The sequence below is a fragment of the Streptomyces lincolnensis genome, from assembly GCF_021173675.1.
GTDB classification, from domain to species: Bacteria; Actinomycetota; Actinomycetes; order Streptomycetales; family Streptomycetaceae; genus Streptomyces; species Streptomyces lincolnensis_B.
Genome location: NZ_JAIHON010000022.1, coordinates 43190 through 67399, shown reverse-complemented (window position 1 = coordinate 67399; position 24210 = coordinate 43190). Strand labels below are relative to the sequence as shown.

The 24210-nt window shown below is 69.6% G+C and carries 18 protein-coding genes and 5 tRNA genes; 14 read left to right on the top strand and 9 right to left on the bottom strand.

Annotated features, from left to right (window positions below):
* Positions 1–15 precede the first annotated feature (15 nt).
* Entirely contained in the window at positions 16–222 is a 207-nt protein-coding gene (bldC, locus tag K4B79_RS43510) for a developmental transcriptional regulator BldC (RefSeq protein WP_003949541.1), read from the top strand.
* A 455-nt stretch (positions 223–677) separates the two neighbouring features.
* Here bldC and K4B79_RS43505 read toward each other — a convergent pair whose 3' ends face one another.
* The 7 genes from K4B79_RS43505 to K4B79_RS43475 all read right to left on the bottom strand — a co-directional run bounded on the left by K4B79_RS43505 (position 678) and on the right by K4B79_RS43475 (position 7222).
* The gene (locus tag K4B79_RS43505; RefSeq protein WP_232032983.1) at positions 678–881 is read right to left on the bottom strand and encodes a DUF6274 family protein; all 204 of its coding nucleotides are present in this window, start codon (positions 879–881) and stop codon (positions 678–680) included.
* A 137-nt stretch (positions 882–1018) separates the two neighbouring features.
* Positions 1019–1093, bottom strand: a tRNA-Asp gene (locus K4B79_RS43500).
* A gap of 93 nt (positions 1094–1186) precedes the next feature.
* A complete protein-coding gene (gene hrpA, locus K4B79_RS43495; RefSeq protein WP_232032982.1) occupies positions 1187–5146 on the bottom strand; it encodes an ATP-dependent RNA helicase HrpA in 3960 nt (1319 codons plus the stop codon).
* A gap of 131 nt (positions 5147–5277) precedes the next feature.
* Positions 5278–5351, bottom strand: a tRNA-Phe gene (locus tag K4B79_RS43490).
* A 24-nt stretch (positions 5352–5375) separates the two neighbouring features.
* Positions 5376–5450 (bottom strand) — tRNA-Asp (locus K4B79_RS43485).
* A gap of 35 nt (positions 5451–5485) precedes the next feature.
* Positions 5486–5558 (bottom strand) — tRNA-Glu (locus K4B79_RS43480).
* Positions 5559–5638: 80 nt separating this feature from the next.
* Complete coding sequence (locus K4B79_RS43475) at positions 5639–7222, bottom strand: metallophosphoesterase family protein (RefSeq protein WP_232032981.1); 1584 nt, start codon at positions 7220–7222, stop codon at positions 5639–5641.
* 86 nt (positions 7223–7308) lie between these two features.
* On the opposite strand from K4B79_RS43475, the gene K4B79_RS43470 reads away from it, so the two are divergent.
* From K4B79_RS43470 to K4B79_RS43435, 7 genes are all read left to right on the top strand, one after another.
* Entirely contained in the window at positions 7309–7659 is a 351-nt protein-coding gene (locus K4B79_RS43470; protein WP_067435541.1) for a metallopeptidase family protein, read from the top strand.
* A 153-nt stretch (positions 7660–7812) separates the two neighbouring features.
* Positions 7813–8337 (top strand): hypothetical protein, encoded by a 525-nt coding sequence (locus K4B79_RS43465; RefSeq protein ID WP_232032980.1) that lies wholly within the window; start codon positions 7813–7815, stop codon positions 8335–8337.
* Between the two features lie 355 nt (positions 8338–8692).
* Positions 8693–10828: a DEAD/DEAH box helicase gene (locus K4B79_RS43460; protein ID WP_232032979.1), complete on the top strand. Its 2136-nt coding sequence runs from the start codon at positions 8693–8695 to the stop codon at positions 10826–10828.
* A gap of 186 nt (positions 10829–11014) precedes the next feature.
* A complete protein-coding gene (locus K4B79_RS43455) occupies positions 11015–13135 on the top strand; it encodes an FG-GAP repeat domain-containing protein (RefSeq protein ID WP_232032978.1) in 2121 nt (706 codons plus the stop codon).
* 8 nt (positions 13136–13143) lie between these two features.
* Complete coding sequence (locus K4B79_RS48125; protein ID WP_269464665.1) at positions 13144–16287, top strand: FG-GAP-like repeat-containing protein; 3144 nt, start codon at positions 13144–13146, stop codon at positions 16285–16287.
* Positions 16288–16335: 48 nt separating this feature from the next.
* Positions 16336–17889, top strand: a complete 1554-nt coding sequence (locus tag K4B79_RS43440) for an amino acid permease (protein WP_232032977.1) — start codon at positions 16336–16338, stop codon at positions 17887–17889.
* A gap of 107 nt (positions 17890–17996) precedes the next feature.
* Positions 17997–18069: transfer RNA gene (locus K4B79_RS43435), tRNA-Lys, on the top strand.
* 449 nt (positions 18070–18518) lie between these two features.
* Here K4B79_RS43435 and K4B79_RS43430 read toward each other — a convergent pair.
* On the bottom strand, positions 18519–19175 hold the full coding sequence (locus K4B79_RS43430) for a DUF1707 SHOCT-like domain-containing protein (RefSeq protein WP_232032976.1): 657 nt from the start codon (positions 19173–19175) through the stop codon (positions 18519–18521).
* A 447-nt stretch (positions 19176–19622) separates the two neighbouring features.
* Between K4B79_RS43430 and K4B79_RS43425 the strand changes: the two genes are divergently transcribed.
* From K4B79_RS43425 to K4B79_RS43410, 4 genes are all read left to right on the top strand, one after another.
* On the top strand, positions 19623–19826 hold the full coding sequence (locus tag K4B79_RS43425; protein WP_232032975.1) for a cold-shock protein: 204 nt from the start codon (positions 19623–19625) through the stop codon (positions 19824–19826).
* A 208-nt stretch (positions 19827–20034) separates the two neighbouring features.
* The gene (locus K4B79_RS43420) at positions 20035–21513 is read left to right on the top strand and encodes a DEAD/DEAH box helicase (protein WP_232032974.1); all 1479 of its coding nucleotides are present in this window, start codon (positions 20035–20037) and stop codon (positions 21511–21513) included.
* 45 nt (positions 21514–21558) lie between these two features.
* Complete coding sequence (locus K4B79_RS43415) at positions 21559–21912, top strand: CBS domain-containing protein (RefSeq protein ID WP_232032973.1); 354 nt, start codon at positions 21559–21561, stop codon at positions 21910–21912.
* 6 nt (positions 21913–21918) lie between these two features.
* Positions 21919–22230, top strand: coding sequence for an SCO5918 family protein (locus K4B79_RS43410; protein ID WP_232032972.1), 312 nt, complete (start codon positions 21919–21921; stop codon positions 22228–22230).
* A gap of 94 nt (positions 22231–22324) precedes the next feature.
* On the opposite strand, the gene K4B79_RS43405 is transcribed toward K4B79_RS43410, so the two are convergent.
* Complete coding sequence (locus tag K4B79_RS43405; protein WP_232032971.1) at positions 22325–22684, bottom strand: hypothetical protein; 360 nt, start codon at positions 22682–22684, stop codon at positions 22325–22327.
* A gap of 634 nt (positions 22685–23318) precedes the next feature.
* On the opposite strand from K4B79_RS43405, the gene K4B79_RS43400 reads away from it, so the two are divergent.
* Complete coding sequence (locus K4B79_RS43400) at positions 23319–23657, top strand: MerR family transcriptional regulator (protein ID WP_232032970.1); 339 nt, start codon at positions 23319–23321, stop codon at positions 23655–23657.
* Positions 23658–23910: 253 nt separating this feature from the next.
* Positions 23911–24114, top strand: coding sequence for a cold-shock protein (locus tag K4B79_RS43395; protein ID WP_232033025.1), 204 nt, complete (start codon positions 23911–23913; stop codon positions 24112–24114).
* The last annotated feature ends 96 nt before the right edge of the window (positions 24115–24210 follow it).

The following is a 24210-nucleotide window of genomic DNA, read 5'->3' as shown; positions in this document are numbered from 1 at the left end:
CCGAGGAGGCCGCTCATGACCGCTCGCACCCCTGATGCCGAGCCGCTGCTGACCCCGGCTGAGGTCGCCACCATGTTCCGCGTCGACCCCAAGACGGTCACGCGGTGGGCGAAGGCCGGCAAGCTTACGTCCATCCGCACGCTCGGCGGGCACCGCCGTTACCGCGAGGCTGAGGTCCGCGCTCTGCTCGCGGGCATCCCGCAGCAGCGCAGCGAGGCCTGAACAGCCTGAACAACTGAATACCGGGCAAATCGGCTGGTCCCCCACCGGTCGAGGCGTCCGAACCCTGGCTACAAGCGACGCGGGTCCTGCCCCAACAGAGCCCACGCCCAAGCCCCTCGGGGCATTTTGACCAAGCAACAAGGGTGCGTCGTCGATCGCGCTGGACTCCGCCGGGTCCAGCGCGATCTTTTTTGTGCGCGGGGCGCGTGCTCTGTGAGTGCCCTTGTCGGAGTCTGGGGAGGGCTGTCGGATCTCCTGTGGGCGACGCCTGTGGCTGGTGCAATTGCACATATTAAATTGACCAGTTGTAGGCGAGGTGTAAGTACCGCGGTTTCAAAAACTCATGCGGTGACACCCGTCACATGCCGGAGTCCTGTTGCTCCTGTCTCCCGTGCGCTAGTGGAAGCGCACGTTCCACCTTCCCGCGCCGGTACGGGGGTTGGGGCCGGCGCCGGTCACGCGCCCGCGGGACTCTCGTCCTCGGCGACGCTCTCGTCGGGTCCCTGCGCCGTCTGTGGCGCCTGCGGGGGCGAATCCATCGCCAGCCGCAGCAGGTGATGGCAGATGGGGCAATGACGCGTCAGATGACCGTAGGAGGAAGCGGCCGACAGATGCGCACGGAGCAACGCCCGCGTCTCGTGCCTGACCGAAGCCGCCATACGCCACCTCCGGGAAAGCGGGCCCTGGTCTCTGGGTACCGGGGTCTACGGACGCCGTCAAGAAGGCGTGGAGGCAAGCGACCCGCCACAGGCCACGCAAAAGAGCCCGGATCCGAGGATCCAGGCTCTTGTTACTGCGGTCCTGACGGGATTTGAACCCGCGGCCTCCACCTTGACAGGGTGGCGAGCACTCCAAACTGCTCCACAGGACCAGGTTTCGCGGCGCCATTCGTGCGTTGCGCTGCGAGAAGGACTGTACAGGAGGGGGTGCCCGCTGCGCGAACTCACCCAGGGTGTGCGAGCGGTTACGGTACGGCCGCGTCGATCGCCTTCACGATCCGCTTGTCGGAGACGGGGTACGCCGTGCCCAGGGCGTGGGCGAAATAGCTGACGCGGAGTTCCTCGATCATCCAGCGGATGTCCAGCACGGTGGAGGGGACCGGCCGGCCCCGGGGCATCTGCTCCAGGAGCCAGGCGTACTCGTCCTGCATCTCGTGGACCTTCTCCATGCGGGTGGTGTCCCGCTGGACGCCTGTCGGCATCTGCTGGAGGCGCCGGTCCGCGGCCACCAGATAGCGCATCAGGTCCGGCAGCCGCCGCAGCCCCGCCTCCGTGACGAACCCGGGCTTCACCAGCGCGTCCAGCTGCTTGCGGACGTCCTGGAGGTTCGGGAGCAGGGCAGGGCTCCGTGCGGCCTTCAGACGGCGCTCACAGGCCTGCCAGGCGGCCAGCACCTGCTGCACCTGGCCCACCGTACGGACCGTCGTGTCGACGATCTCCGCGCGCACCTTGTCGTAGAGCTTCCGATACGACTCCTCGTCCCACGCCGGGCCGCCGAAGTCGCCGATCAGCTTGTCCGCCGCAGCCATCGCGCAGTCGTCGAACAGCGCCTGGATCGAGCCGTGCGGATTCGCCGAGAGCGCCAGCTTCTGCGGGTTCGTCAGCTTCTCGGACGCGAACTTCGCCGGATTGACCGGGATGTTGCGCAGGACCAGCCGGCGCGTGCCCTTCCACATCGCCTCCGCCTGCTCCGCCTCCGTGTCGAAGAGGCGTACGGAGACGGTGTCGCCGTCGTCCACGAGCGCCGGGTACGCCTTGACCGGCTGGCCGGCCCGGCGGGTCTCGAAGACCCGGGTGAGGGAGCCGATCGTCCAGTCGGTCAGCCCCTTGCGCTCCAGGGACTCCCCGCCATGGCGCTCCGCGGTCGCCGCGGCCGCCTGGGAGAGGGCCTTGCGCGCCTTCGGCTTCAGCTGGAGCTGCAGCGCCTGGAGGTCCTTGTCCTCGGCCAGCTTCCGCCGCCGTTCGTCGACGATCCGGAAGGTGATCCGCAGATGCTCCGGAACCCTCGACCAGTCGAAGTCCTCGGCCTCGAACGGCACCCCGACCATGCGCTTGAGCTCACGGGCCATCGTGACCGTCAGCGGCTCCTGCAAGGGCACCGCCGAGTCCAGGAACCGCTTCGCGAAGTTCGGCGCCGGCACGTAGTTGCGGCGGATCGGCTTCGGGAGCGATCGGATCAACTCGGTGACCAGTTCCTCCCGCAGCCCCGGGATCTGCCAGTCGAAGCCCTCGTCCGTGACCTGGTTGAGGACCTGGAGCGGGATGTGGACGGTCACACCGTCGGCGTCCGCACCCGGTTCGAACTGGTAGGTGACCCGGAACTTGAGCTGCCCCTGCCGCCAGGAGTCGGGATAGTCGGCCTTCGTGACCGCCTCCGCCGACTCCCGGATGAGCATCTCCCGCTCGAAGTCCAGGAAGTCGGGCTGCTCGTGCCGCTTGTGCTTCCACCAGGAGTCGAAGTGGGCGCCGGAGACCACGTGGTCGGGCACCCGCTGCTCGTAGAAGTCGAAGAGGGTGTCGTCGTCGACCACGATGTCCCGGCGCCGGGCGCGGTGCTCCAACTCCTCGACCTCGCTGAGGAGTCTGCGGTTGTCGGCGAAGAACTTGTGGTGGGTACGCCAGTCGCCCTCGACCAGGGCGTTGCGGATGAAAAGCTCGCGGGAGGTCTCCGGGTCGATCCGGCCGTAGTTCACCTTCCGCTGGGCGACGATCGGCACGCCGTACAGCGTGACCTTCTCGAACGCCATCACCGCGGCCTGGTCCTTCTCCCAGTGGGGCTCGCTGTAGGTGCGCTTGAGGAGATGCTCGGCGAGCGGCTCCACCCACTCCGGCTCGATCTTCGCGTTCACGCGGGCCCAGAGCCGGGAGGTCTCCACCAGCTCCGCCGACATCACGAAACGCGGCTGCTTCTTGAAGAGCGCGGAGCCCGGGAAGATCGCGAACTTGGCGTTGCGGGCGCCCAGGTACTCGTTCTTGTTGCCGTCCTTCACGTCCTTCATACCGACGTGCGAGAGCAGACCGGCGAGGAGGGAGACGTGGATGCTCTGGTCGGCCGCATCGTCCTCGTTCAGATGGATGCCCATCTGCTTGGCGACCGTACGCAGTTGGGAGTAGATGTCCTGCCACTCGCGGATGCGCAGGAAGTTCAGGTACTCCTGCTTGCACATGCGACGGAAGGACGACGAGCCGCGCTCCTTCTGCTGCTCCCGGATGTACCGCCACAGGTTCAGATAGGCGAGGAAGTCGCTGGTCTCGTCACGGAAGCGGGCGTGCTGCTGGTCGGCCTGGGTCTGCTTGTCGGCGGGGCGCTCACGCGGGTCCTGGATGGACAGCGCCGCCGCTATGACCATGACCTCCCGGACACAGCCGTTCTTGTCGGCCTCCAGCACCATGCGCGCCAGACGCGGGTCGACCGGCAGCTGCGCCAGCTTCCGGCCGGTCTGGGTGAGCCGCTTGCGTACGTCCTTCTGCGCCGGGTCCAACGCGCCCAGCTCCTGGAGGAGTTGGACACCGTCGCGGATGTTGCGGTGGTCCGGCGGGTCGATGAAGGGGAACTTCTCGATCTCGCCGAGGCCGGCCGCGGTCATCTGGAGGATGACGGAGGCGAGGTTCGTCCGCAGGATCTCCGCGTCGGTGAACTCCGGGCGGGCCTCGAAGTCCTCCTCGCTGTACAGCCGGATGCAGATGCCGTCGCTGGTCCGGCCGCAGCGGCCCTTGCGCTGGTTGGCGCTGGCCTGCGAGACCGGCTCGATGGGCAGCCGCTGGACCTTGGTGCGGTGGCTGTAGCGGGAGATCCGGGCGAAGCCCGGGTCGATGACGTACTTGATGCCCGGCACGGTCAGCGAGGTCTCGGCGACGTTGGTCGCCAGAACGATCCTGCGGCCGGTGTGCGGCTGGAAGACCCTGTGCTGCTCGGCGTGCGAGAGCCGGGCGTACAGGGGGAGGACCTCGGTGAAGCGGTAGTTCTTCTTCACGAGCGCGTCCGCGGTGTCCCGGATCTCCCGCTCACCCGAGAGGAAGACGAGGATGTCGCCCTTGCCCTCCCCCTGGAGCTCCTCCACGGCGTCGCAGATCGCGGTGATCTGGTCGCGGTCGGAGTCCTCGGAGTCCTCTTCGAGGAGGGGGCGATACCGCACCTCCACCGGATACGTCCGGCCGCTGACCTCCACGATCGGGGCGTCACCGAAGTGCCGGGAGAACCGCTCGGGGTCGATGGTCGCCGACGTGATGACGACCTTCAGATCCGGCCGCTTCGGCAGCAGCTGGGCCAGGTAGCCGAGGAGGAAGTCGATGTTGAGAGACCGCTCGTGGGCCTCGTCGATGATGATCGTGTCGTAGGCGCGCAGCTCGCGGTCGGTCTGGATCTCGGCCAGCAGGATGCCGTCCGTCATCAGCTTGATGAACGTGCCGTCCGGGTTCACCTGGTCGGTGAACCGCACCTTCCAGCCGACGGACTCCCCGAGTGGGGTGTCCAGCTCCTCGGCGACCCGCTCGGCGACGGTACGGGCGGCGATACGGCGGGGCTGGGTGTGCCCGATCATGCCCCGGACCCCGCGCCCGAGCTCAAGACAGATCTTCGGGATCTGGGTGGTCTTGCCGGAGCCGGTCTCACCGGCCACGATGACGACCTGGTGATCACGGATGGCGGCCGCGATGTCGTCCTTCTTCTGGCTGACGGGCAGCTGCTCGGGATAGCTCACCCGGGGCACCCGCGCCCGGCGTGCGCCCATCCGCTCCTCGGCCCGCACGACCTCCGCCTCGACCTCCGCGAGAACGGCGGCCAGGGCCTCGGGCTTACGGATCCGGCGCGCGCCTTCGAGCCTGCGCCCGAGCCGGTGCGCGTCGCGCAGGGACAGCTCGGTCAGGCGGGCGGCGAGATCGCCGAGAGCGGGGGTACCGGGGGCGGGGGCAGGGTGCGTAGACATACGCGATCCAGGATCTCATCCCCGGGAAATTCCTGGCGAACGCTTTTGCCGCAGCGGCTCGCGGGGAGCCCCCCATGGGAGCCTCGGGAACGTCGAAGGCCCCGATCCGGAGATCGGGGCCTTCGAGAGGGTGGCTGGGGCCGGGATCGAACCGGCGACCTACCGCTTTTCAGGCGGTCGCTCGTACCAACTGAGCTACCCAGCCACGAGACTTCCGAGGAAGTCTCAGCGGTCCTGACGGGATTTGAACCCGCGGCCTCCACCTTGACAGGGTGGCGAGCACTCCAAACTGCTCCACAGGACCAAGCGATGTACGACAGTGTCGCACACGGTGTTGCGTGCCCCCAACGGGATTCGAACCCGTGCTACCGCCTTGAAAGGGCGGCGTCCTAGGCCGCTAGACGATGAGGGCTATCGGCCCGCCTGGGCGCTTCGCAGCGCGTCGGGGACGTGAGAAGCATATGGGATGCCGGGAGGGATCGCCAAAACGGTTTACGGGGAGCTGGTGGCCGGGCTCGGGGAGGGGCTGGGGGAGGGTGAGGGCGACGGGGTGGCGCCGGGCTGGTTCTCCTCGGCGAGGTGGCGGCTGACCTCGGCGGTCGTCAGGCCCAGGCCGCCCAGTTCGATCGCGTCCCAGGCCTGGAGGCGGCGGGAGTCGCGGTCGACGTAGAGGATCGAGGCCTCGATGGGGTCGGGGTACTTGCCCTCGATGGCGCGCAGGCCGCTGCCGCCGGTGGAGCCCTCGACGCGCAGCCGGGTGCCGTTCTTCATGATCTCCATCTCCTCGTGGTGGAGGTGGCCGGACAGGACCAGGGGCACCGTGCCGTCGACCATCCGGGCCGCCGCGGGCTCGTGGGCGACGGCGATGTCGACAGGAGTGCCCGCGGTGCGCTGGTCGCGCAGGGCGGCGGCGAGGCGGGCGCCGGCCAGTTCCTGGGACTGCGAGGCGTCGGGCCGGCCGGAGCGGTCGGGGGTGAACTGGGGGTCGCCGATGCCCGAGAAGCGCAGGCCGGCGATGGTGGTCGCCTTGCCGTCGTCCAGGACGTGGACGTTCTTCAGGCCCTCCAGATAGCGCTGGGTCACGCGGGAGTCGTGGTTGCCGCGCACCCAGACGTAGGGCGCGCCGAGGTCCTCGATCGGGTCCAGGAAGCCGTTCTCGGCCGCCGTGCCGTGGTCCATCGTGTCGCCGGAGTCGACGATGACGTCGACCTTGTACTGCTCCACCAGTGAGGCGATGATCTTCCAGCTCGCCGGGTTCAGATGGATGTCGGAGACGTGCAGGACGCGGATCGTGGTCGGGTCGGGCGCGTAGGCCGGGAGCGTGGAGGTGGCGTCGTAGAGCTTGGTCACGTTGGTGACCAGGCGGGCCAACTCCTTCTGGTAGACGTCGAATTCGGTGACGATGCTGCGGGCGTTGCCGACCAGGGACGGGGCCGAGGAGAGCAGGCCGGAGAAGCGCGGTTCGAGGACCGAGCCGGGGTTCCAGGTGGCGTAGGCGGTGCCGCCCGAGGCGGCCAGCAGGGTCAGGGCGAGGCCGCCGCAGGCCAGGGCGCGGCGGGGGCGGCGGTAGACGGCGAGGCCGAGGGTGGTGGCGCCGGCGACGACGGCCACGCAGGAGCGCACGGCGAGGTCCAGGGTGCCGTGTCCGACGTCCCGGGTGACCTCGTCCTGGAGGCCGGAGAGCCGCTCGGGGTGGTCGACCAGGGCCTGGGAGCGGACCGGGTCGAGCTGGTCGACGTTGACGTCCAGGCGGACGGGGGCGTGGTGGCTGTCCAGCTGGAGCGCGCCGAGCGGTGAGACGTTGATCTTCGTGCCGCCGGTGAGGGACGGGCGCAGCGTCATCGTCGTGTTCATGGGGCCGACCGGCACCCGGACGTTGCCCACGATCAGCAGGCCGAGCCAGGCGCCGAGGACGACGACGGTGACCAGGCCGAGGGCGCGGGCCCAGGGGTGCGGCTGGTGGACGAGTTCGACGGTCGGGTGGGGACGGCGGGTGCGGTAGTGGCGGGCCAGGGCACGCGGGGTCTTGCGCAGCTGGTGCACGGTGTTCCGGACGGCGAGGGGGACGCGGACCATTGGTCCCGTATGCCCAAGTCCGGATGCGGATATGCGGGCGTGCTCATGACTCTCGTACGTCCGTCCCGTACCGGACAATGGGGCCTGTGCTGGAGATGACGCGCGAGGAGTTCGAGGAATTGGTCGCCGAGGCGCTGGACCGGATTCCGCCGGAGTTGACGCGGCTGATGGACAACGTCGCGGTGTTCGTCGAGGACGAGCCGCCCGCGGACGATCCCGAGCTGCTCGGGCTCTACGAGGGGACTCCGCTGACCGACCGGGGCGAGTGGTACGCCGGTGTGCTGCCGGACCGGATCACGATCTACCGGGGGCCGACGCTGCGGATGTGCGGGTCGCGGGAGGAGGTCGTGGCGGAGACGGAGGTGACGGTGGTGCACGAGATCGCCCATCACTTCGGGATCGACGACGCGCGGCTGCATGCGCTCGGGTACGGGTGAGGGGCGCGGGTTGCGGCTGTCGGTCCGGCTGACGGACGCGGGTGAGCCGGTGGCGCCGTCGGCGTGCGCCGTCGGATACCGGTCGCGTGTCCTCTTGTGGGCGGCGGGAGTTGAACGGGTTGACTCCTTCATCCCACCCTCGGAGGTGGCCTCGTGCGCCCCTTGTACGTACCCGTTCGTCTCGCCGCCACGGTCATGGCCGTCGCCGCTGCCGCCGGCTGCATGAGCGTGGGTGACGGCGACGGCGGCAAGCGCGTCGAGCCGTCGCACTCGGCCGGGCAGCGGGGAGGTGCCGAGCCGGACGGTGGGACGGCGGTGTCGGGCGGCGGCTCGGGTCTCGACGCGGCGGCCGGTGACGGCAAGCACGGCCAGGGCCGGCACAAGAAGGGCAAGGGGGAGTCGGCGGCCCCCTCGGGTTCCCCGTCGGCCGAGGTCAGCGCCTCCGCCTCGGCCGGGACCAAGCCGGACAAGCCCCCGAAGCCCGGAGCGCCGACGCCCACCCGGGCCGAGCCGACGCCCACGCGCACGGTGGAGCCCCAGCCGACGCCCACGCAGGAGCCGCCCGCCTCACCGACGCCCACCCCGACCGTCGCCGAACCGTCGTCCTCGGCGCACCCGGAGACCCAGCCGCAACTCACCCAGCGCGAGCCGGCACCGGAGGCGGGCTCACCGGCGTAGGCCGCAGGTCGCCCGACCGCCGGCGCGGTCCCCCTCACCCGGAGACCCCCGCGGGAACAAAGTGGCGGCTCCGGTGTGTTGGTTCGGTTGCGTCCTGACAGCTGTGTGCGTCGGTGCGGTGGGAGACCCGGTGTGATCCGTGTGTGGCCCACGACTCCCTGGCTCGGTTTGCCTTCGGGGGTGGTGGGTGCGTATGGTGGTAGATCGTTTGATCCCATTGCCCGGCGCCATTGCAGAGAGCGCCGTGTGGCGCGTTCTCTCCCTTGCCGTGGCTGACCGCATAGAGGCGGTCGTATTGCGAATCACGGAGTTGACGGGCGCGTGCCGACGAGACTCCGGAAGGTTTCGCTTACGCATGTCCATTTCCAGTACTGATCACGTCGTCGTGCCCGAGAACGGCCCCGAAAACGGCCCCGAGGACGACGCGAACGAGACCAACGAGACCGTGGCGGAGACCCCCGAGGTCACCTTCGCGAGCCTCGGTCTCCCCGAGGGCGTCGTGCGCAAGCTCGCCCAGAACGGCGTGACCACCCCCTTCCCGATCCAGGCCGCGACCATCCCGGACGCCCTGGCCGGCAAGGACATCCTCGGCCGTGGCCGCACCGGCTCCGGCAAGACCCTCTCCTTCGGTCTGCCGACCATGGCGCGTCTCGCCGGCGGCCGCACCGAGAAGCACAAGCCGCGTGCCGTCATCCTCACGCCGACCCGTGAGCTCGCGATGCAGGTCGCGGACGCCCTCCAGCCCTACGGCGACGTCCTCGGCCTCAAGATGAAGGTCGTCTGCGGCGGTACGTCGATGGGCAACCAGATCTACGCCCTGGAGCGCGGCGTCGACATCCTCGTCGCCACCCCGGGCCGGCTGCGCGACATCATCAACCGCGGCGCCTGCTCCCTGGAGAACGTCGAGGTCGCCGTCCTCGACGAGGCCGACCAGATGTCCGACCTGGGCTTCCTGCCCGAGGTCACCGAGCTGCTCGACCAGATCCCGGCCGGCGGCCAGCGGATGCTGTTCTCGGCCACGATGGAGAACGAGATCTCCACGCTGGTCAAGCGCTACCTGAGCAACCCGGTCACGCACGAGGTCGACAGCGCCCAGGGCAACGTCACGACCATGTCGCACCACATCCTGATCGTGAAGCCCAAGGACAAGGCGCCGGTCACCGCCGCGATCGCCTCCCGCAAGGGCCGCACCATCATCTTCGTCCGCACCCAGCTGGGCGCCGACCGCATCGCCGAGCAGCTGTGCGACGCCGGTGTGAAGGCCGACGCGCTGCACGGCGGTATGACGCAGGGCGCGCGCACCCGGGTGCTGGAGGACTTCAAGAAGGGCTACGTCAACGCGCTCGTCGCCACCGACGTCGCCGCCCGCGGCATCCACGTCGACGGCATCGACCTCGTCCTGAACGTCGACCCCGCCGGTGACCACAAGGACTACCTGCACCGCGCCGGCCGTACCGCTCGCGCGGGCCGTACCGGCACGGTCGTGTCGCTGTCCCTGCCGCACCAGCGGCGCCAGATCTTCCGGCTGATGGAGGACGCGGGCGTCGACGCCGGGCGTCACATCATCAACTCCGGTACGGCCTTCGAGCCCGAGGTCGCCGAGATCACCGGCGCCCGTTCGATGACCGAGGTCCAGTCCGAGTCCGCGGCCAACGCGGCTCAGCAGGCCGAGCGCGAGGTCGCCCACCTCAGCAAGCAGCTGGAGCGGGCGCAGCGTCGCGCGGCCGAGCTGCGCGAGGAGGCCGACCGTCTGGTCGCCCGTGCCGCCCGCGAGCGGGGCGAGGACCCGGAGACCGCGGTCGCCGAGGCGCAGGCCGTGGTGGCTGAGGCGGCGGAGGCGGCTGAGGCCGTGGTCGCCGAGCAGCCCGCCGAGCGTCCCGCGTACGAGCAGCCGCGGCAGCGCCGTGACGAGCGGGGCAACTACGAGCGTCGGGACGACCGTGGTGGCCGTTCCTTCGAGCGTCGTGACGACCGCTCCTCGGGTGGGTTCAACCGTGACCGCCGTGACGGCGAGCGTGGCGGGTTCCGCCGTGACGACCGCCGTGACGACCGTGGTGGCCGTTCCTTCGAGCGTCGTGACGACCGCTCCTCGGGTGGGTTCAACCGTGACCGCCGTGACGACCGCCCCACCGGTGGTTTCAACCGTGACCGTCGTGACGAGCGTCCCTCGGGCGGCTTCCGTCGTGACGACCGCCCCTCGGGTGGCTTCAACCGCGACCGTCGTGACGACCGCCCCACCGGTGGTTTCAACCGTGACCGTCGTGACGAGCGTCCCTCGGGCGGTTTCAACCGTGACCGTCGTGACGAGCGTCCGTCCACCCACCGGGGCAGCGACCGTCCCTTCAACCGTGACCGTCAGGGCGACCGCCCCACCGGTGGAGGTTTCCGCTCCGGCGGCCACGACCGCCCGCACGGCCGTCGTGACGACCGCCCGGCCGGTTCCTCCTTCGGCCGCCGTGACGACAAGCCGCGCTGGAAGCGCAACGGCTGACGCAACGTGAGCTGAGCTGGGGCCCGTACGACTTCGGTCGTGCGGGCCCTTTTCGCACGTTTTATCGACTACCGCAACCTGTGTGGCCGTTGTTAACATCCGTGCATCGCGTGGTGGAGCGTGGCCGAGGGGGACAGACACGAGGCCTGCCACCGCGCCTTTTCTGACTTCCCTGGGGAGGGACCCTTGACCCGGCATGCCCGGATCGCACTCACTCTTGTCTCGCTGGCCGCTCTGGGCGCCGGCACCCTGACGGCCGCGGGCCCGGCGGCCGCGGACACCACCCCGACGCCGATCGCCACGGACGGCGTCTGGGGCATCGACTACGCGGCCGGCTATCTCACCACCGTCGAGTACCGGCCGAACGGCGAGCAGTACGTCGTCGGCAGGCAGCTCTCGCCCGACGGCTCCACGGTGCTCCAGCAGGACACCCGCGGATACGCCGGCTACTTCGCCGACGGCACCCACCTTCAGCGGGTGCCGTGCGACGCGGGCGACTGCGTGCCCCTGCGGTCCACCGGCACGCAGGGCGTGGGCTACTTCCGCGTCGACGAGTACGGCAAGGAGCGCGCCCAGATCTGGCTGGAGCCCAACAGCTACCACTCCGCGTCCGAACCGGACGTCACCGGCGGTCGTTTCGTCGACGCCACCGGCCGCTACTTCGTCTACACCGCGGCCTCCACCGGCAAGCAGTACGTCGACGCCGTGAACCGCTTCCGCGCCGAGGACGTCCGCCTGACCCGCTCGATCACCGCCGCCTCCGTCTGGGGTTCGGCGCTGTGGACGCCGGGTTCGGGCAACGGTGTCGTCACCCAGTACGACCTGGAGGGGAAGAAGACGGTCGCGACCGTCTCCACCGGCGCCCCCTGCACGGTCAAGGAGCTTCAGGTCATCGGCCGTTGGCTCTACTGGAACTGCGGTCCGACCGGAGCCGCGGGCGTCTACGACCGTACGGCGAAGAAGAACATCAAGGTGCCCTCCGGGCCCGCCCTCGTCGGTGACGGCTACCTCGTCCAGCACGACCGGACGGCCGGCAAGCTGATGCTGACGGACTACCACTCCGGTACGGCAGCCGCCGCCCGCGAGATCGCCGACCTGCCGGCCGGGAACACCGCCGACCAGCGGCGGCAGACCTGGTCGGTGGACAAGTTCGGCGGGGGCATCGCCTACGTCGGCACGGACAACGTGATCCGGACCGTGCAGAGCGGGGTGCCCGCCCAGTCGCTCGGGAAGATCGAGTCGGACCTGGACAACCCCTACTTCGACGCCTCGGGCCGCAACGGCGGCAACATGGCGTGGATGAGCACCTGGCAGCTCAACAAGCCCGCGACCTGGACCTTCACCGTCAAGGACGCCCAGGGCCGCGTCGACCGCACCCTCCAGGGCAGCGGTACGGCCATCGACCTGTCCTGGGACGGGAAGACCAGCTCGGGTGCCTACGCGTACAACGGCAAGAAGACCTGGACGCTGACCGCGAAGGCCGCCGACGGCGTGGGCACGTACACCACCAGCGGCACGTTCGCGCTGACCGGCGGCCGCCAGGGCCACCACGACCAGGGCGGGTACGCCTACGGCGAGCTGGTCACCCTCAACTCCTCGGGCACGCTGAGCCTTCAGTTCACCAACGGCGGCGGCAAGTTCGACTTCAAGCAGAGCGCGTCCGGCTGGCCCGCGGGCACGGTCGCCGTCCCCTTCGGCGACATGGGCAAGGACCGTTGCGCCGAGATGCTGGTCCGCATGCCGAACGGCGAGCTGCGCCGCTACGCGGGCAAGTGCGGCAGCGGCTCGTACGCCCCGGCGAGCAGCCACACCTCCCTCGGCACCGGCTGGAACGCCTACAACGTCCTGACCGCCCCCGGCGACCTCACCGGTGACGGCCGCACCGACCTGCTGGCCCGCAAGGCATCGACCGGGGACGTCTACCTGTTCGCCAACGACGGCGCGAGCAAGCTCAAGGCGGGCGTGAAGATCCGCAGCTGGGCGACGTACAAGAAGATCGTCGGTGCCGGTGACCTCAACGGCGACGGCTTCGGGGACGTGCTGGTGCAGGACAAGGCCGGGACGCTGTGGCGCTACGACGGCACCGCGAGCGGCCAGGTCAAGGAGCGGGTGAAGGTCTTCTCCAACTGGGGGACCTCGTACAACGTGATCGTCGGCGTCGGCGACATCACCGGCGACGGCAGGAACGACCTGGTCTCCCGGGACACCGCGGGCAACCTCTTCCGCAACAACGGCAACGGCAAGGGCTCGTTCGGGGCGCGCACGAAGATCGCGACCGGCTGGCAGGGATACAGGGGGATCTTCTGATGCGGCTGATGCGGCGCCACATGATCAGAGCGGGGGCCACGGCCGGCATCCTGGCCCTGGGACTCGGGCTCACCCCCGTCCTGGCCGCCCCGGCCGTCGCCGCGGACACACCGGCCCAGCTCGACATCACGCCCAACTGGCGTGCCGTGCCTCGCGCGGACTCGCTCGGCTCCTTCGGCGCGACCGGTTTCGTGCACGCGCCGGAGGACGCCGACGAGCACTCCGGGCAGGAGTTCCGGTGGACCCGGTTCGACACGGGTCAGACGACCACCCTGCTCGGCTACGGCAACAACGAGGACGCCGGCTTCGCCGAGTTCGGCGCCGAGTCGGACTACGTGGCCCACCACTACCTGGGCTCGATCGACATCGAGAACATGGCGGACGGCACCGCCCGCCGCTTCACCGTGCCGTACGACTCCGGCGACCTCTTCAGGGGCCTGCTCGGCTCCACGGTCCTGGTGCAGGACTTCACGGACAGCGACCTGTCGACGGTGGACGGCTGGTACCTGCTGCCCGCCGACAATCCGGTGGCCGACGCCAAGGTCGCCGTCACCGGCTGGCCCGAGGGCACGGACCTCAAGCAGGTGCGGCTGGTCGCGGGCGACGCGCGGGAGGCCGTCGTACGGTTCTCCACCTCGGGCGGCGCGGAGTCCGGCGACTTCGACCACTTCGGCCTGATCGACCTGACGACGGGACAGCTGCGCCCGCTCGCCGCGGACACCGGCTGGACCGCCTCCGTCGCGCTCGCCGGCGACGACCTCCTGTGGATCGACCCCGAACGGGTCGCCCATGTGCGCTCCCGCACCGACCTGGACGCGCCCGAGCGGACCTTCCCGGTCCCCTCCGACCTGGACATCTCAAAGATCGGGCTGCTGGACGGCTGGCTGCTGACCTTCACCCAGGCCGACGGCACGGACGCGGCGCTCAAGCGGAACCTCGTCGCCCTCTCCTTCGACGGGCAGCGCCGGACCCTGCTGGAGAAGGCCGACAAGGAGGCCGTGCAGACCCCGGGCGGCGGTGTCGCCGTGCTCGGCGGGACCTCGTCGGCGGACTGGTACGTCCAGAAGGCCACGGTCGGCGCGGACGGCCTGCCCCGCCTGGAGAAGCTGCGGCGCCTGGACCCGGTCGCGGCGGGCGTGGACGCGATCGCGCTGAGCGCGGGCGTGCTGTCCACCGTGGAGAAGGAGGGCCCCCAGGGCGCCGGCTTCTACAACCGCGTCCTCACCCCCGCCCAGGCGCCCACCGCCGCCTCCGACCCGGTGTACGCCGGACGGGAGAGCGGACGGTCGTACGACTACACGGTCTGCGGGCAGTCGCTGTGCACCCAGCTGTTCAACAGCGGTGACGGGCGGACCGTCTACCAGGTCCGCAATTTCCAGCAGAGCCCCGCGCAGGTCGAGATCGTCGGCCGCCGCGGGCCCGACCAGGCGGACCGCGCCCTGACCGGGAGCTCCGACGGGCGGCTCACCGAGTCCACCGGCCGGTACGCCGTCTACCAGAGCGGCCGGCCCACGGTCCCGGGGATGCCGGTGGCGGACGGCGTGACGATCGTCGCCGATCTCGACACCGGCTCGGTCGTCGACCAGCGGGCGCAGGTGGGCGCGACCGTGTGGGGCGGCACGCTCTACGCGGCGACGGCCACCGCCGGCACGGTCGCCCGCAAGGACCTGGCGACCGGCAAGGACACCGGGACCCTCGACACGGGCGCGCCCTGTGTGCCGGTCGAGCTCCAGAGCGCCGGGCCGTGGCTGTACTGGACCTGCGAGCAGTTCCGCCAGCACGGCGTGGTCAACGTGACCAGCGGCGAGAAGATCGCCCTGCCCGCGGGTAGGGGCGGCCTCCTCGGCGACGGCTACTTCGTCAACCAGCGCTACACGGGCTCGAATCTGCGCCTGACGGAGTTCCAGAGCGGCGGCACCGCCGTCACCCGCGACCTCGGCATCCCGATGTCCACCGACGGCAGCGACTCCCGCCGTCGTACCTGGGCCGTGGACCGGTTCGGCGGCGGCATCGCCTACGTCGACAAGGAGAACGCCGTCCACGTCGTGTCGAGCGGCGTGCCCGCCTCCCCGCTGACCGCGACGCGGGCGACCACGCCCACGACGTTCAAGGCGGCGGACACCTTCCGGGCGTCCTGGCAGCTGTCCAAGCCGGCCGCCTCCTGGAAGCTGACCCTGAAGGCCGCGGACGGCACGGTCGTGCGCACCCTCACCGGAGGTGAGGCCCGCAACGCCATCACCGCCGCGTGGGACGGCCGTACGACGTCCGGGAGTTGGGCCCCCAACGGCACCTACGCCTGGACCCTCACCGCCCAGCCCGCCGACGGCCAGGGCGCGCCCCTGACCACCACCGGCAGGACGTCCCTGTCGGGCGGTGCCGCCGTCCGCCACGACCACGCCGGCGACGACGGCGTGGGCGACCTGCTCACCCTCGACGCATCCGGCGCCCTGGCCTTCCAGCAGGGCACGGGCAAGGGGACGTTCTCGGGGAAGGTCACCGGCACCGGCTGGCCCACCACCGCGCGGTTCGTCTCCTACGGCGACCTGAGCGGCGACCGCTGCAACGACGTGCTGGTCCGGCTGAGCAGCGGCGCCCTGCGCCTGTACAAGCCGGCCTGCGGGGCGGCGGTCAAGCCGTCGACGCCGTACACGTCGCTCGGCACCAGTGGCTGGAACCAGTACGACGTCCTGACCTCACCCGGCGACCTGACGGGCGACGGCCGCCCGGACCTGATCGCGCGGGCCGCCTCGACCGGCACGGTCTACCTCTACAAGGGCACCGCCACCGGCAAGCTCTCGGCCCGGGTGAAGCTCTACGACAACTGGAAGACGTACAAGAAGGTCGTCGGTGTCGGCGACCTCAACGGCGACGGTGTCGGGGACCTGCTCGCGCAGGACACGGCCAACACGCTGTACCGCTACTACGGCAGGGCCAACGGCACCTTCGGGGCGCGAGCCAAGCTGTTCGGCGCCTGGGGCGGGTCGTACAACGTCGTGGTCGGCGTCGGGGACGTCACCGGGGACGGGAAGGCCGACCTGGTGTCGAGGGACTCCGGCGGGAGCGTCTACCGCAACAACGGTGACGGCAAGGGGTCGTTCGGCGGCCGTACGAAGATCGCGAGCGGTTGGCAGGGTTACAAGGGCGTCTTCTAGCCAAGTTGTGACGTGTGTCACGCCCCCGGTGTGGGAATCGCTGGGGGCATGACAGATGACGCCATAGAGAGCGGGCAGTCCGGGCCTTCGGGGCTCTCGGACGAGGAACGGCTTGCCCAGCTCGGCTACACGCAGGTCCTGGCCCGCCGCATGTCGGCGTTCTCCAACTACGCGGTCTCCTTCACGATCATCTCGGTCCTGTCGGGCTGCCTGACGCTGTATCTGTTCGGCATGAACACCGGCGGCCCGGCCGTGATCACCTGGGGCTGGGTGGCCGTGGGCCTGATGACGCTGTTCGTCGGCCTGGCGATGGCCGAGATCTGCTCGGCCTACCCGACCTCGGCCGGCCTGTACTTCTGGGCGCACCGGCTGGCCCCGCCGCGGTCCGCGGCCGCCTGGGCCTGGTTCACCGGCTGGTTCAACGTGCTGGGCCAGGTCGCGGTGACCGCGGGCATCGACTTCGGGGCCGCGTCCTTCCTGGGCGCGTACCTGAACCTCCAGTTCGACTTCGAGGTCACCCCCGGCCGCACGATCCTGCTCTTCGCCGGGATCCTGGTCCTGCACGGCCTGCTGAACACCTTCGGCGTGCGGATCGTCGCGCTGCTGAACAGTGTGAGCGTGTGGTGGCACGTGGTGGGTGTCGCGGTGATCGTCGGCGCGCTGACCTTCGCCCCCGACCAGCACCAGTCCGCGTCCTTCGTGTTCGGCGAGTTCGTGAACAACACGGGCTGGGGCAGCGGGGTGTATGTGGTGCTGTTGGGGTTGCTGATGGCTCAGTACACCTTCACCGGCTACGACGCCTCGGCCCACATGACGGAGGAGACGCACGACGCGTCCACGGCCGGCCCGAAGGGCATCGTCCAGTCCATCTGGACGTCATGGATAGCGGGGTTCGTGCTGCTCCTGGGCTTCACCTTCGCCATCCAGTCCTACGACGGGGCCCTCTCCTCGCCCACGGGCGCACCGCCGGCCCAGATCCTGTTGGACGCGCTCGGCGCCACGGCCGGCAAGCTCCTCCTCTTGGTCGTGATCGGCGCCCAGCTGTTCTGCGGCATGGCCTCCGTGACCGCCAACAGCCGCATGATCTACGCCTTCTCCCGCGACGGCGCGCTGCCCTTCTCGCACGTCTGGCACACGGTCAGCCCCCGCACCCGCACTCCCGTGGCGGCGGTATGGCTGGCGGCGGGCGGCGCGCTCGTCCTCGGCCTGCCCTATCTGATCAACGTGACCGCCTACGCGGCCGTGACGTCCATCGCCGTCATCGGCCTCTACATCGCCTACGTCATCCCGACGCTGTTGCGGCTGCGCAAGGGCGAGGCGTTCGAGCGGGGGCCGTGGCATCTGGGCCGCTGGTCACGGGCGATCGGGCTGGTCGCGGTGGCCTGGGTCGGCGTGATCACGGTCCTGTTCATGCTGCCGCAGGTCTCCCCGGTCACCTGGGAGACCTTCAACTACGCCCCGGTCGCCGTCCTCGTCGTCCTCGGCTTCGCCTGGATCTGGTGGCTGGCCTCCGCCCGCCACTGGTTCCTCAACCCCGACCACGAACGCACCCGCACCCGCGAGGCCGCCCGCGCGAACGCCCCCGAACCGGTCGATCCATAACACTCCCCTCACGATCCCCCCGCCGACAGGCCCGTGTCACCGATACCCGATCGGCGACACGGCCTCCTGCGGCTATGCTCGGGGAGGCAACATCGCAACATCGCCAAGGGCCCTTAGCTCAATTGGCAGAGCAGTGGACTTTTAATCCATTGGTTGTGGGTTCGAGTCCCACAGGGCCTACCGGGTCGCCCCCAGCTCAGAGGTAGTTCGAGCTGGGGGCGTGTCCGTTTTCGGCTAGATCTCATGATCACTGGCTGGCCCGTGGCTGGCCCGAGTGGACGGCCATCCCGCCGACCGTGCGACTGGCCCCAGCCGCCGACCGTGCCGGCCTCGGGCGCTCGACGTGCCGCTTGTCGAATCGCTGCGCTGTGTGAGCGGACGTCATCCCGCAGCAGGCCTCTTGCAGCTCGCTTCTCGCGCTCGTCGTACAGGTCGAAGCCGGGCCGGAGCTCCTGGAAGACCTCGCGGTGGTCGCGGCCTTGCTCGTCCACCAGACACCCGCCGACATCGAGTATCACCGCGCGAAGCATGGGGAGCAGCGCGGTAAGGCGTGACGAAAGGGGCTCCCGCCGCTCGGTACGTCGGTCCAGGGCGGCGCGGAACTGCTTGGCGGCGGCGAGTTCCGACTGTCAATCGTCTGAGGGCAGGGAAGCGGGCTTGCGCAGCAGCCACTGTCCGAACGTCCGCCGCGGGTGCCGTACCACGACGTGGCCGTGGGTCGTCGTGCCGGCCAGTTCCACACGCAACGTGATCGGCGTTCCGGGGTCTGGAGCCTGACGGACCTTGATCTTGCTGTGTACGAGGCTCAGGGCGCCGGTGTCGACCACGATGCCTGGCTTGGTGATCAGCGTCAGTTTCTTGCCTACCGTGTTCATGTCGATCCGCAAGGTGTCCTGCGTGATCACTGCCTGCGTGAAGTCGAGCGTCACCTCACACCACGCGGTGGCCAGCTCCAGCCTCCGCGGCACCACCCAGCGCCCTTCGCGCTTGACCGCACCACTGTGAATCCCCTCGATCCGGAGGACGTCCTTGACGTCCGATACTGCGGTGCCGGTCGAAGTGGACACGGCCGGCAGGTCAGCGGTCAGGGCGGTGAGCTCCCTGACGGTACGAGCGGACAGGGCGGCTTCCAGGCGCTCGTCCAGCTCGTCGGCGGTCAGCAGGCCGTCCCCCGCCGCGATGCGCAGCACGTCCACCACTCGGTCCCGGTCTGCATGAGAGGCCCGCAGCTCGGGCGACGAGTCCGCACCGGAGCTCTTCCCGGTGGGCGAGATCTCTCCCGACATGCTTCCGTCCTGGTCCTGTCGAAGGGCTCCGCGCGACGCGGGCAGCGGCGTGAGAAGAAGACTAGCGCTACATCGCGATATAGGTCGGTCCCGTCTGGGACCCCGTCGCGGAGGGGCGACGGCCGCGATGTTGCTTCGGGAATGCTGGGTGCCGGGGGAATCAATATCTGTGCTCGGGAGGTTAGATTTTGGCGGAATGGGCGGGGAGATTCTTTGGTGTGAGAAATAGGGTGGGGCTCTTTTTCGCGTCCGAGCCGTTGCGGTGTGCTACTGTCGATCTCAGTTGCAGTTGTGGTTCCCGAAACTTCAAGTGCTCTCCGGTCGGCCTTCGGGTCGCTGGGGACGCTTCTGTATTTCCGGTCTTTTTCCGGGCGGGGTGATCATCGCAGCGACATGGGATCCGCGCAGCGTGGATTCCGTCACGCACTGCCCCGAAGGAGAAATGACATGGCTGCTGGTACCGTGAAGTGGTTCAACGCGGAAAAGGGCTTCGGCTTCATCGAGCAGGACGGTGGCGGCGCCGATGTGTTCGCCCACTACTCGAACATCGCCGCCCAGGGCTTCCGTGAGCTGGTGGAAGGCCAGAAGGTGAACTTCGACATCGCGCAGGGTCAGAAGGGCCCGACCGCCGAGAACATCGTTCTCGTCTGACGCTGACGCGTATTTCGTAGCTGGGGCCCGCATCCTTCGGGGTGCGGGCCCCAGCTGCACGCATTTTCCGCGGGGGTTCCGCCGTCGCGGCAGTGTCAGTCGGATTCGGTATTCCACTTTTCACCGGCCCTCATTCTTGCGATTCTCCGTGTTGTTGTTCATCGCCGGGAATTCCTTGATATGCGTGCCACATCGAGGAAGATTTCGCATGAACCGCACACGCACGAACGACCGCTTCGCCCGCACCCGCAACAGCGGTGGCGATTCCGGACGGGGCGGCGGTCGATTCCGCTCGTCGGCGCCGAGCCGTTCCGGTGGTTACGGTCGCCGACCCGCCGCGATCCAGGGGGAGTTCGCCCTCCCCAAGACGATCACCCCCGCGCTTCCCGCGGTGGAGGGCTTCGCCGATCTCGACATGCCCGGGGAGTTGCTGGCCGCGCTCGGCTCGGCCGGCGTGGCCGTGCCGTTCCCGATCCAGGCGGCGACGCTGCCGAACTCCCTGGCCGGCCGTGACGTTCTCGGCCGGGGGCGCACCGGCTCCGGCAAGACGCTCGCCTTCGGGCTGGCGCTGCTGGCCCGTACGGCCGGGCAGCGCGCCGAGTCCAGGCAGCCGCTGGGGCTGATCCTCGTACCGACGCGTGAGTTGGCGCAGCAGGTCACCGACGCGCTCACCCCGTACGCCCGTTCCGTGAGGCTGCGGCTGGCCACCGTGGTGGGCGGGATGTCGATCGGCAGGCAGGTGAGCGTGCTGCGCGGCGGTGCCGAGGTGGTCGTCGCGACGCCCGGGCGGCTGAAGGACCTCATCGACCGCGGTGACTGCCGGCTGGACCAGGTCGCCATCACCGTCCTCGACGAGGCCGACCAGATGGCCGACATGGGCTTCATGCCCCAGGTCACCGCACTGCTCGACCAGGTGCGCACCGACGGACAGCGGATGCTGTTCTCGGCCACCCTGGACCGTAATGTCGACCTGCTCGTCCGCCGCTACCTGCACGACCCGGTGGTCCACTCCGTCGACCCCTCGGCGGGCGCGGTCACGACCATGGAGCACCACGTGCTGCACGTCCACGGCGCCGACAAGCACGCGGCCACCACCGAGATCGCCGCCCGCGACGGTCGAGTGATCATGTTCCTCGACACCAAGCACGCCGTCGACCGCCTCACCGAGCATCTCCTGAACAGCGGGGTGCGGGCCGCCGCGCTGCACGGCGGCAAGTCGCAGCCGCAACGCACCCGCACGCTGGCGCAGTTCAAGACCGGGCACGTCAACGTGCTGGTGGCGACCAATGTCGCGGCGCGCGGCATCCACGTCGACAACCTCGACCTCGTCGTGAACGTCGACCCGCCGACCGACCACAAGGACTACCTGCACCGCGGCGGCCGCACCGCCCGCGCCGGCGAGTCCGGCAGCGTCGTCACCCTGGTCACCCCGAACCAGCGCCGCGAGATGACCCGGCTCATGGCGGCGGCGGGCATCGTCCCGCGCACCACCCAGGTCCGCTCCGGCGAAGAGGCCCTGCACCGCATCACCGGCGCCCAGGCGCCGACCGGTGTCCCGGTCGTCATCACCGCACCGGTGGCCGAACGCCCCAAGAAGCGCGGCGCCACCTCACGCGGCCGACGCCGCCCCGCGTCGGTGGCCCGCCGCAGCGCCGTACGGCAGTCCACGGTCGCCGCGGCCGCGTAGCACCCTCGTGATCAGGAAGCCGACCGACTCCCCAGGAGGCACTCTTTGACGCTGGTCCAGACGCAGGCCCGCCCGGCGAGCGCCCACCCCGTGCACCGCACGGTGGCCGACGCCGTCGACGCGGGCGGACCGCAGGTCGGGCCTCAGGCCGGGCCGCAGGTCTGGGGGGACATGACCGTGGAGGTGGCGTTGTCCGTGATGGACGCCGCCCGCACGGGTCATCTGGTCGTCTGCGACGAGGACGGGCTGCGCACCGGCCTGGTCACCCGGGCCGGACTCACGGCCGTCCGCGACAGCTCCGGATACTCGGACCGGATCCGCCTGCGCGACCTCGCCGACGGCATCGGGCCCGCTGAACCCCTCCACCGAGGTCGGCCCCGTCTCTCCTTCTCCCTGTGAGGCATCATGCGCTGTGTCATCGCACGCTTCCCGTTCGACCTGACCAAGAGCGGCGTCCTGGAGTCCATGAAGGGCGTCAAGCCCGAACCGGTCACCGGTGAGTCCGTGATCATCGGACGGCGCCACTACCCCGTCAAGCAGGTCGGCCAGGTCATCACCCGCCAGGACCGCCGTGATTTCAGTGCCGGCGAAGTCCTGCGGGCCATGTCCCGGCTCGGCTTCACCTGCCGCACCCTCTCCGACGCCGCCCCCGCGCGCCCGGACAGCCCGTTCCTGCGGGCCTCCGCGATGCTCGGCGGCGCCCCGGCGTCCGTCTGACCTACGGGCACCCCACAGTGAAGGGCCCGACCGGTACATGCCGGTCGGGCCCTTCACTGTTGTTCTCTGCGCACCGGTTCGGCGGTTCGGCGGTTCAGTGGTCGAAGTAGCTGAAGTCACCCACCGTCCAGGCGCTGACGTCCTCGATCGCGACGCGGTACATCCCGCCCGTCTCCGGGATACCCACCGCGCCCTGCAGGATCCGGGCGACATGGAAGTGCAGATGCGTGGGCGGCCCCTCGCCCTTCGCGGGGGTGTCGAAAACGGCGGAGAACTCGCCCAGGTGGGCGGAGTCCTTCAGGACCTCCGACACCCTCTGCCGCCACACGGCTTCGGGAGCCAGCCGGCCGGTGATGACAGCACCACCGGTGACCACGGTCAGGGACATCTGGTTGCTCTGCCCGGACTCCACGAGGGCGGCGATGTCAACGATCAGCTCGTCATGCTTCGACATGACAGCGGAGTCTATGCACCGGCCCGCCCGGGCGGCTCGGGCGGTGGGACCAACAGGCCAGGACGGACGTCTTCGGTCCCGCCGGATTCGTAGACCGGCCGATCGGGTTACCTCATCGCCGAGGCCACCAAAATCTATCCTCGCTGGAGTAGACATTGGGCTCTCGGATCATTACGGTTTCTCTTGTAGCCGAGATCAGAGAGGCCCGGCAGACACGAACTGCCGGGCAGCAGTACACGCACGACGGTGCGGTGGTGGAGTTTCGAAGCCAGGTGGTTGTACGACGGCGACGGGACTGACGACCGGACCGGGTGGCCCGCGGTGATCAGGGGCCGCCGTGAGCAGGACCGCAGTTGTTCGACAAGCAAGTGCTCCAGAGGGAAGAACGGAGGAGTCGAGCGCCATCAGGATCGCCCGGGCGCAAGGCCTGAGCCCGGGTACCGCAGGACATCGATAGGCAGGTGGTCTCCGGTCACGCATCCGCGATCCCCGCACCTTCGTCGCAGTATCGGGCGGCCGTGCGGAAACAGAAGGCCGGTGCAGTACTAGGGCCGGCAGATGGTGTTGTATTTCCTTCGGGGCCCTGGTGCCGTACGGCACCAGGGCCCCTCGACGCGTTCCACAGAGAGGTGAGATGACAGCAGACGAGTCGCTGGGCCGTCTCGACGACGACGACTACCCCGCCTACACGATGGGCCGGGCCGCCGAACTGCTCGGTACCACTCCCGGCTTCCTCCGCGCCATCGGCGAAGCACGGCTGATCACACCGTTGCGCTCCGAGGGCGGACACCGCCGCTACTCCCGCTACCAGCTGCGTATCGCGGCCCGCGCGCGCGAGCTGGTCGACCAGGGCACCCCGATCGAGGCCGCGTGCCGGATCATCATCCTTGAGGACCAGCTCGAAGAGGCCCAGCGCATCAACGCCGCATACCGCCGGGCCGACCCGTCGGCCCAGCCGTCGTCCGCGCCCTGAGGTGAGCGGGCCCGCCGGTACCGGCGGGCCCTCACCCACGCGTGCGGCCGGCATGGCCGGAAAACGTCGTGGGACTTTCCTGTGGTGACGACGTGTGCGGACAGGTAGCGTCTGTGCCAGCTGTCGTGGTTCGGAGTTCCCCTTGCCCACGCCCTTGGTGTGGGCGCTTTGCTGTGCTGTGCCGCAGGGACCAGGGCGATCACCTCCGTCTACCCCATCCCGGGGAGGCGTTCATCGACTGGAAGGCATGACTATGGCTACGGGAACTGTGAAGTGGTTCAACGCGGAGAAGGGCTTCGGCTTCATCGCCCAGGACGGCGGCGGTCCGGACGTCTTCGCGCACTACTCCGCGATCAACGCCTCGGGCTTCCGTGAGCTCCAGGAGGGCCAGGCCGTGACGTTCGACGTCGTCCAGGGCCAGAAGGGCCCGCAGGCGGAGAACATCACCCCTGCCTGATCTTTCCCAGGGTGTACGTCCGGGGCCGCGCAGCGCACGCTGCGCGGCCCCGCGCTTTTTCCGCGGCCCTCGTCCTTTCCGCGAGCCCACCTCGTC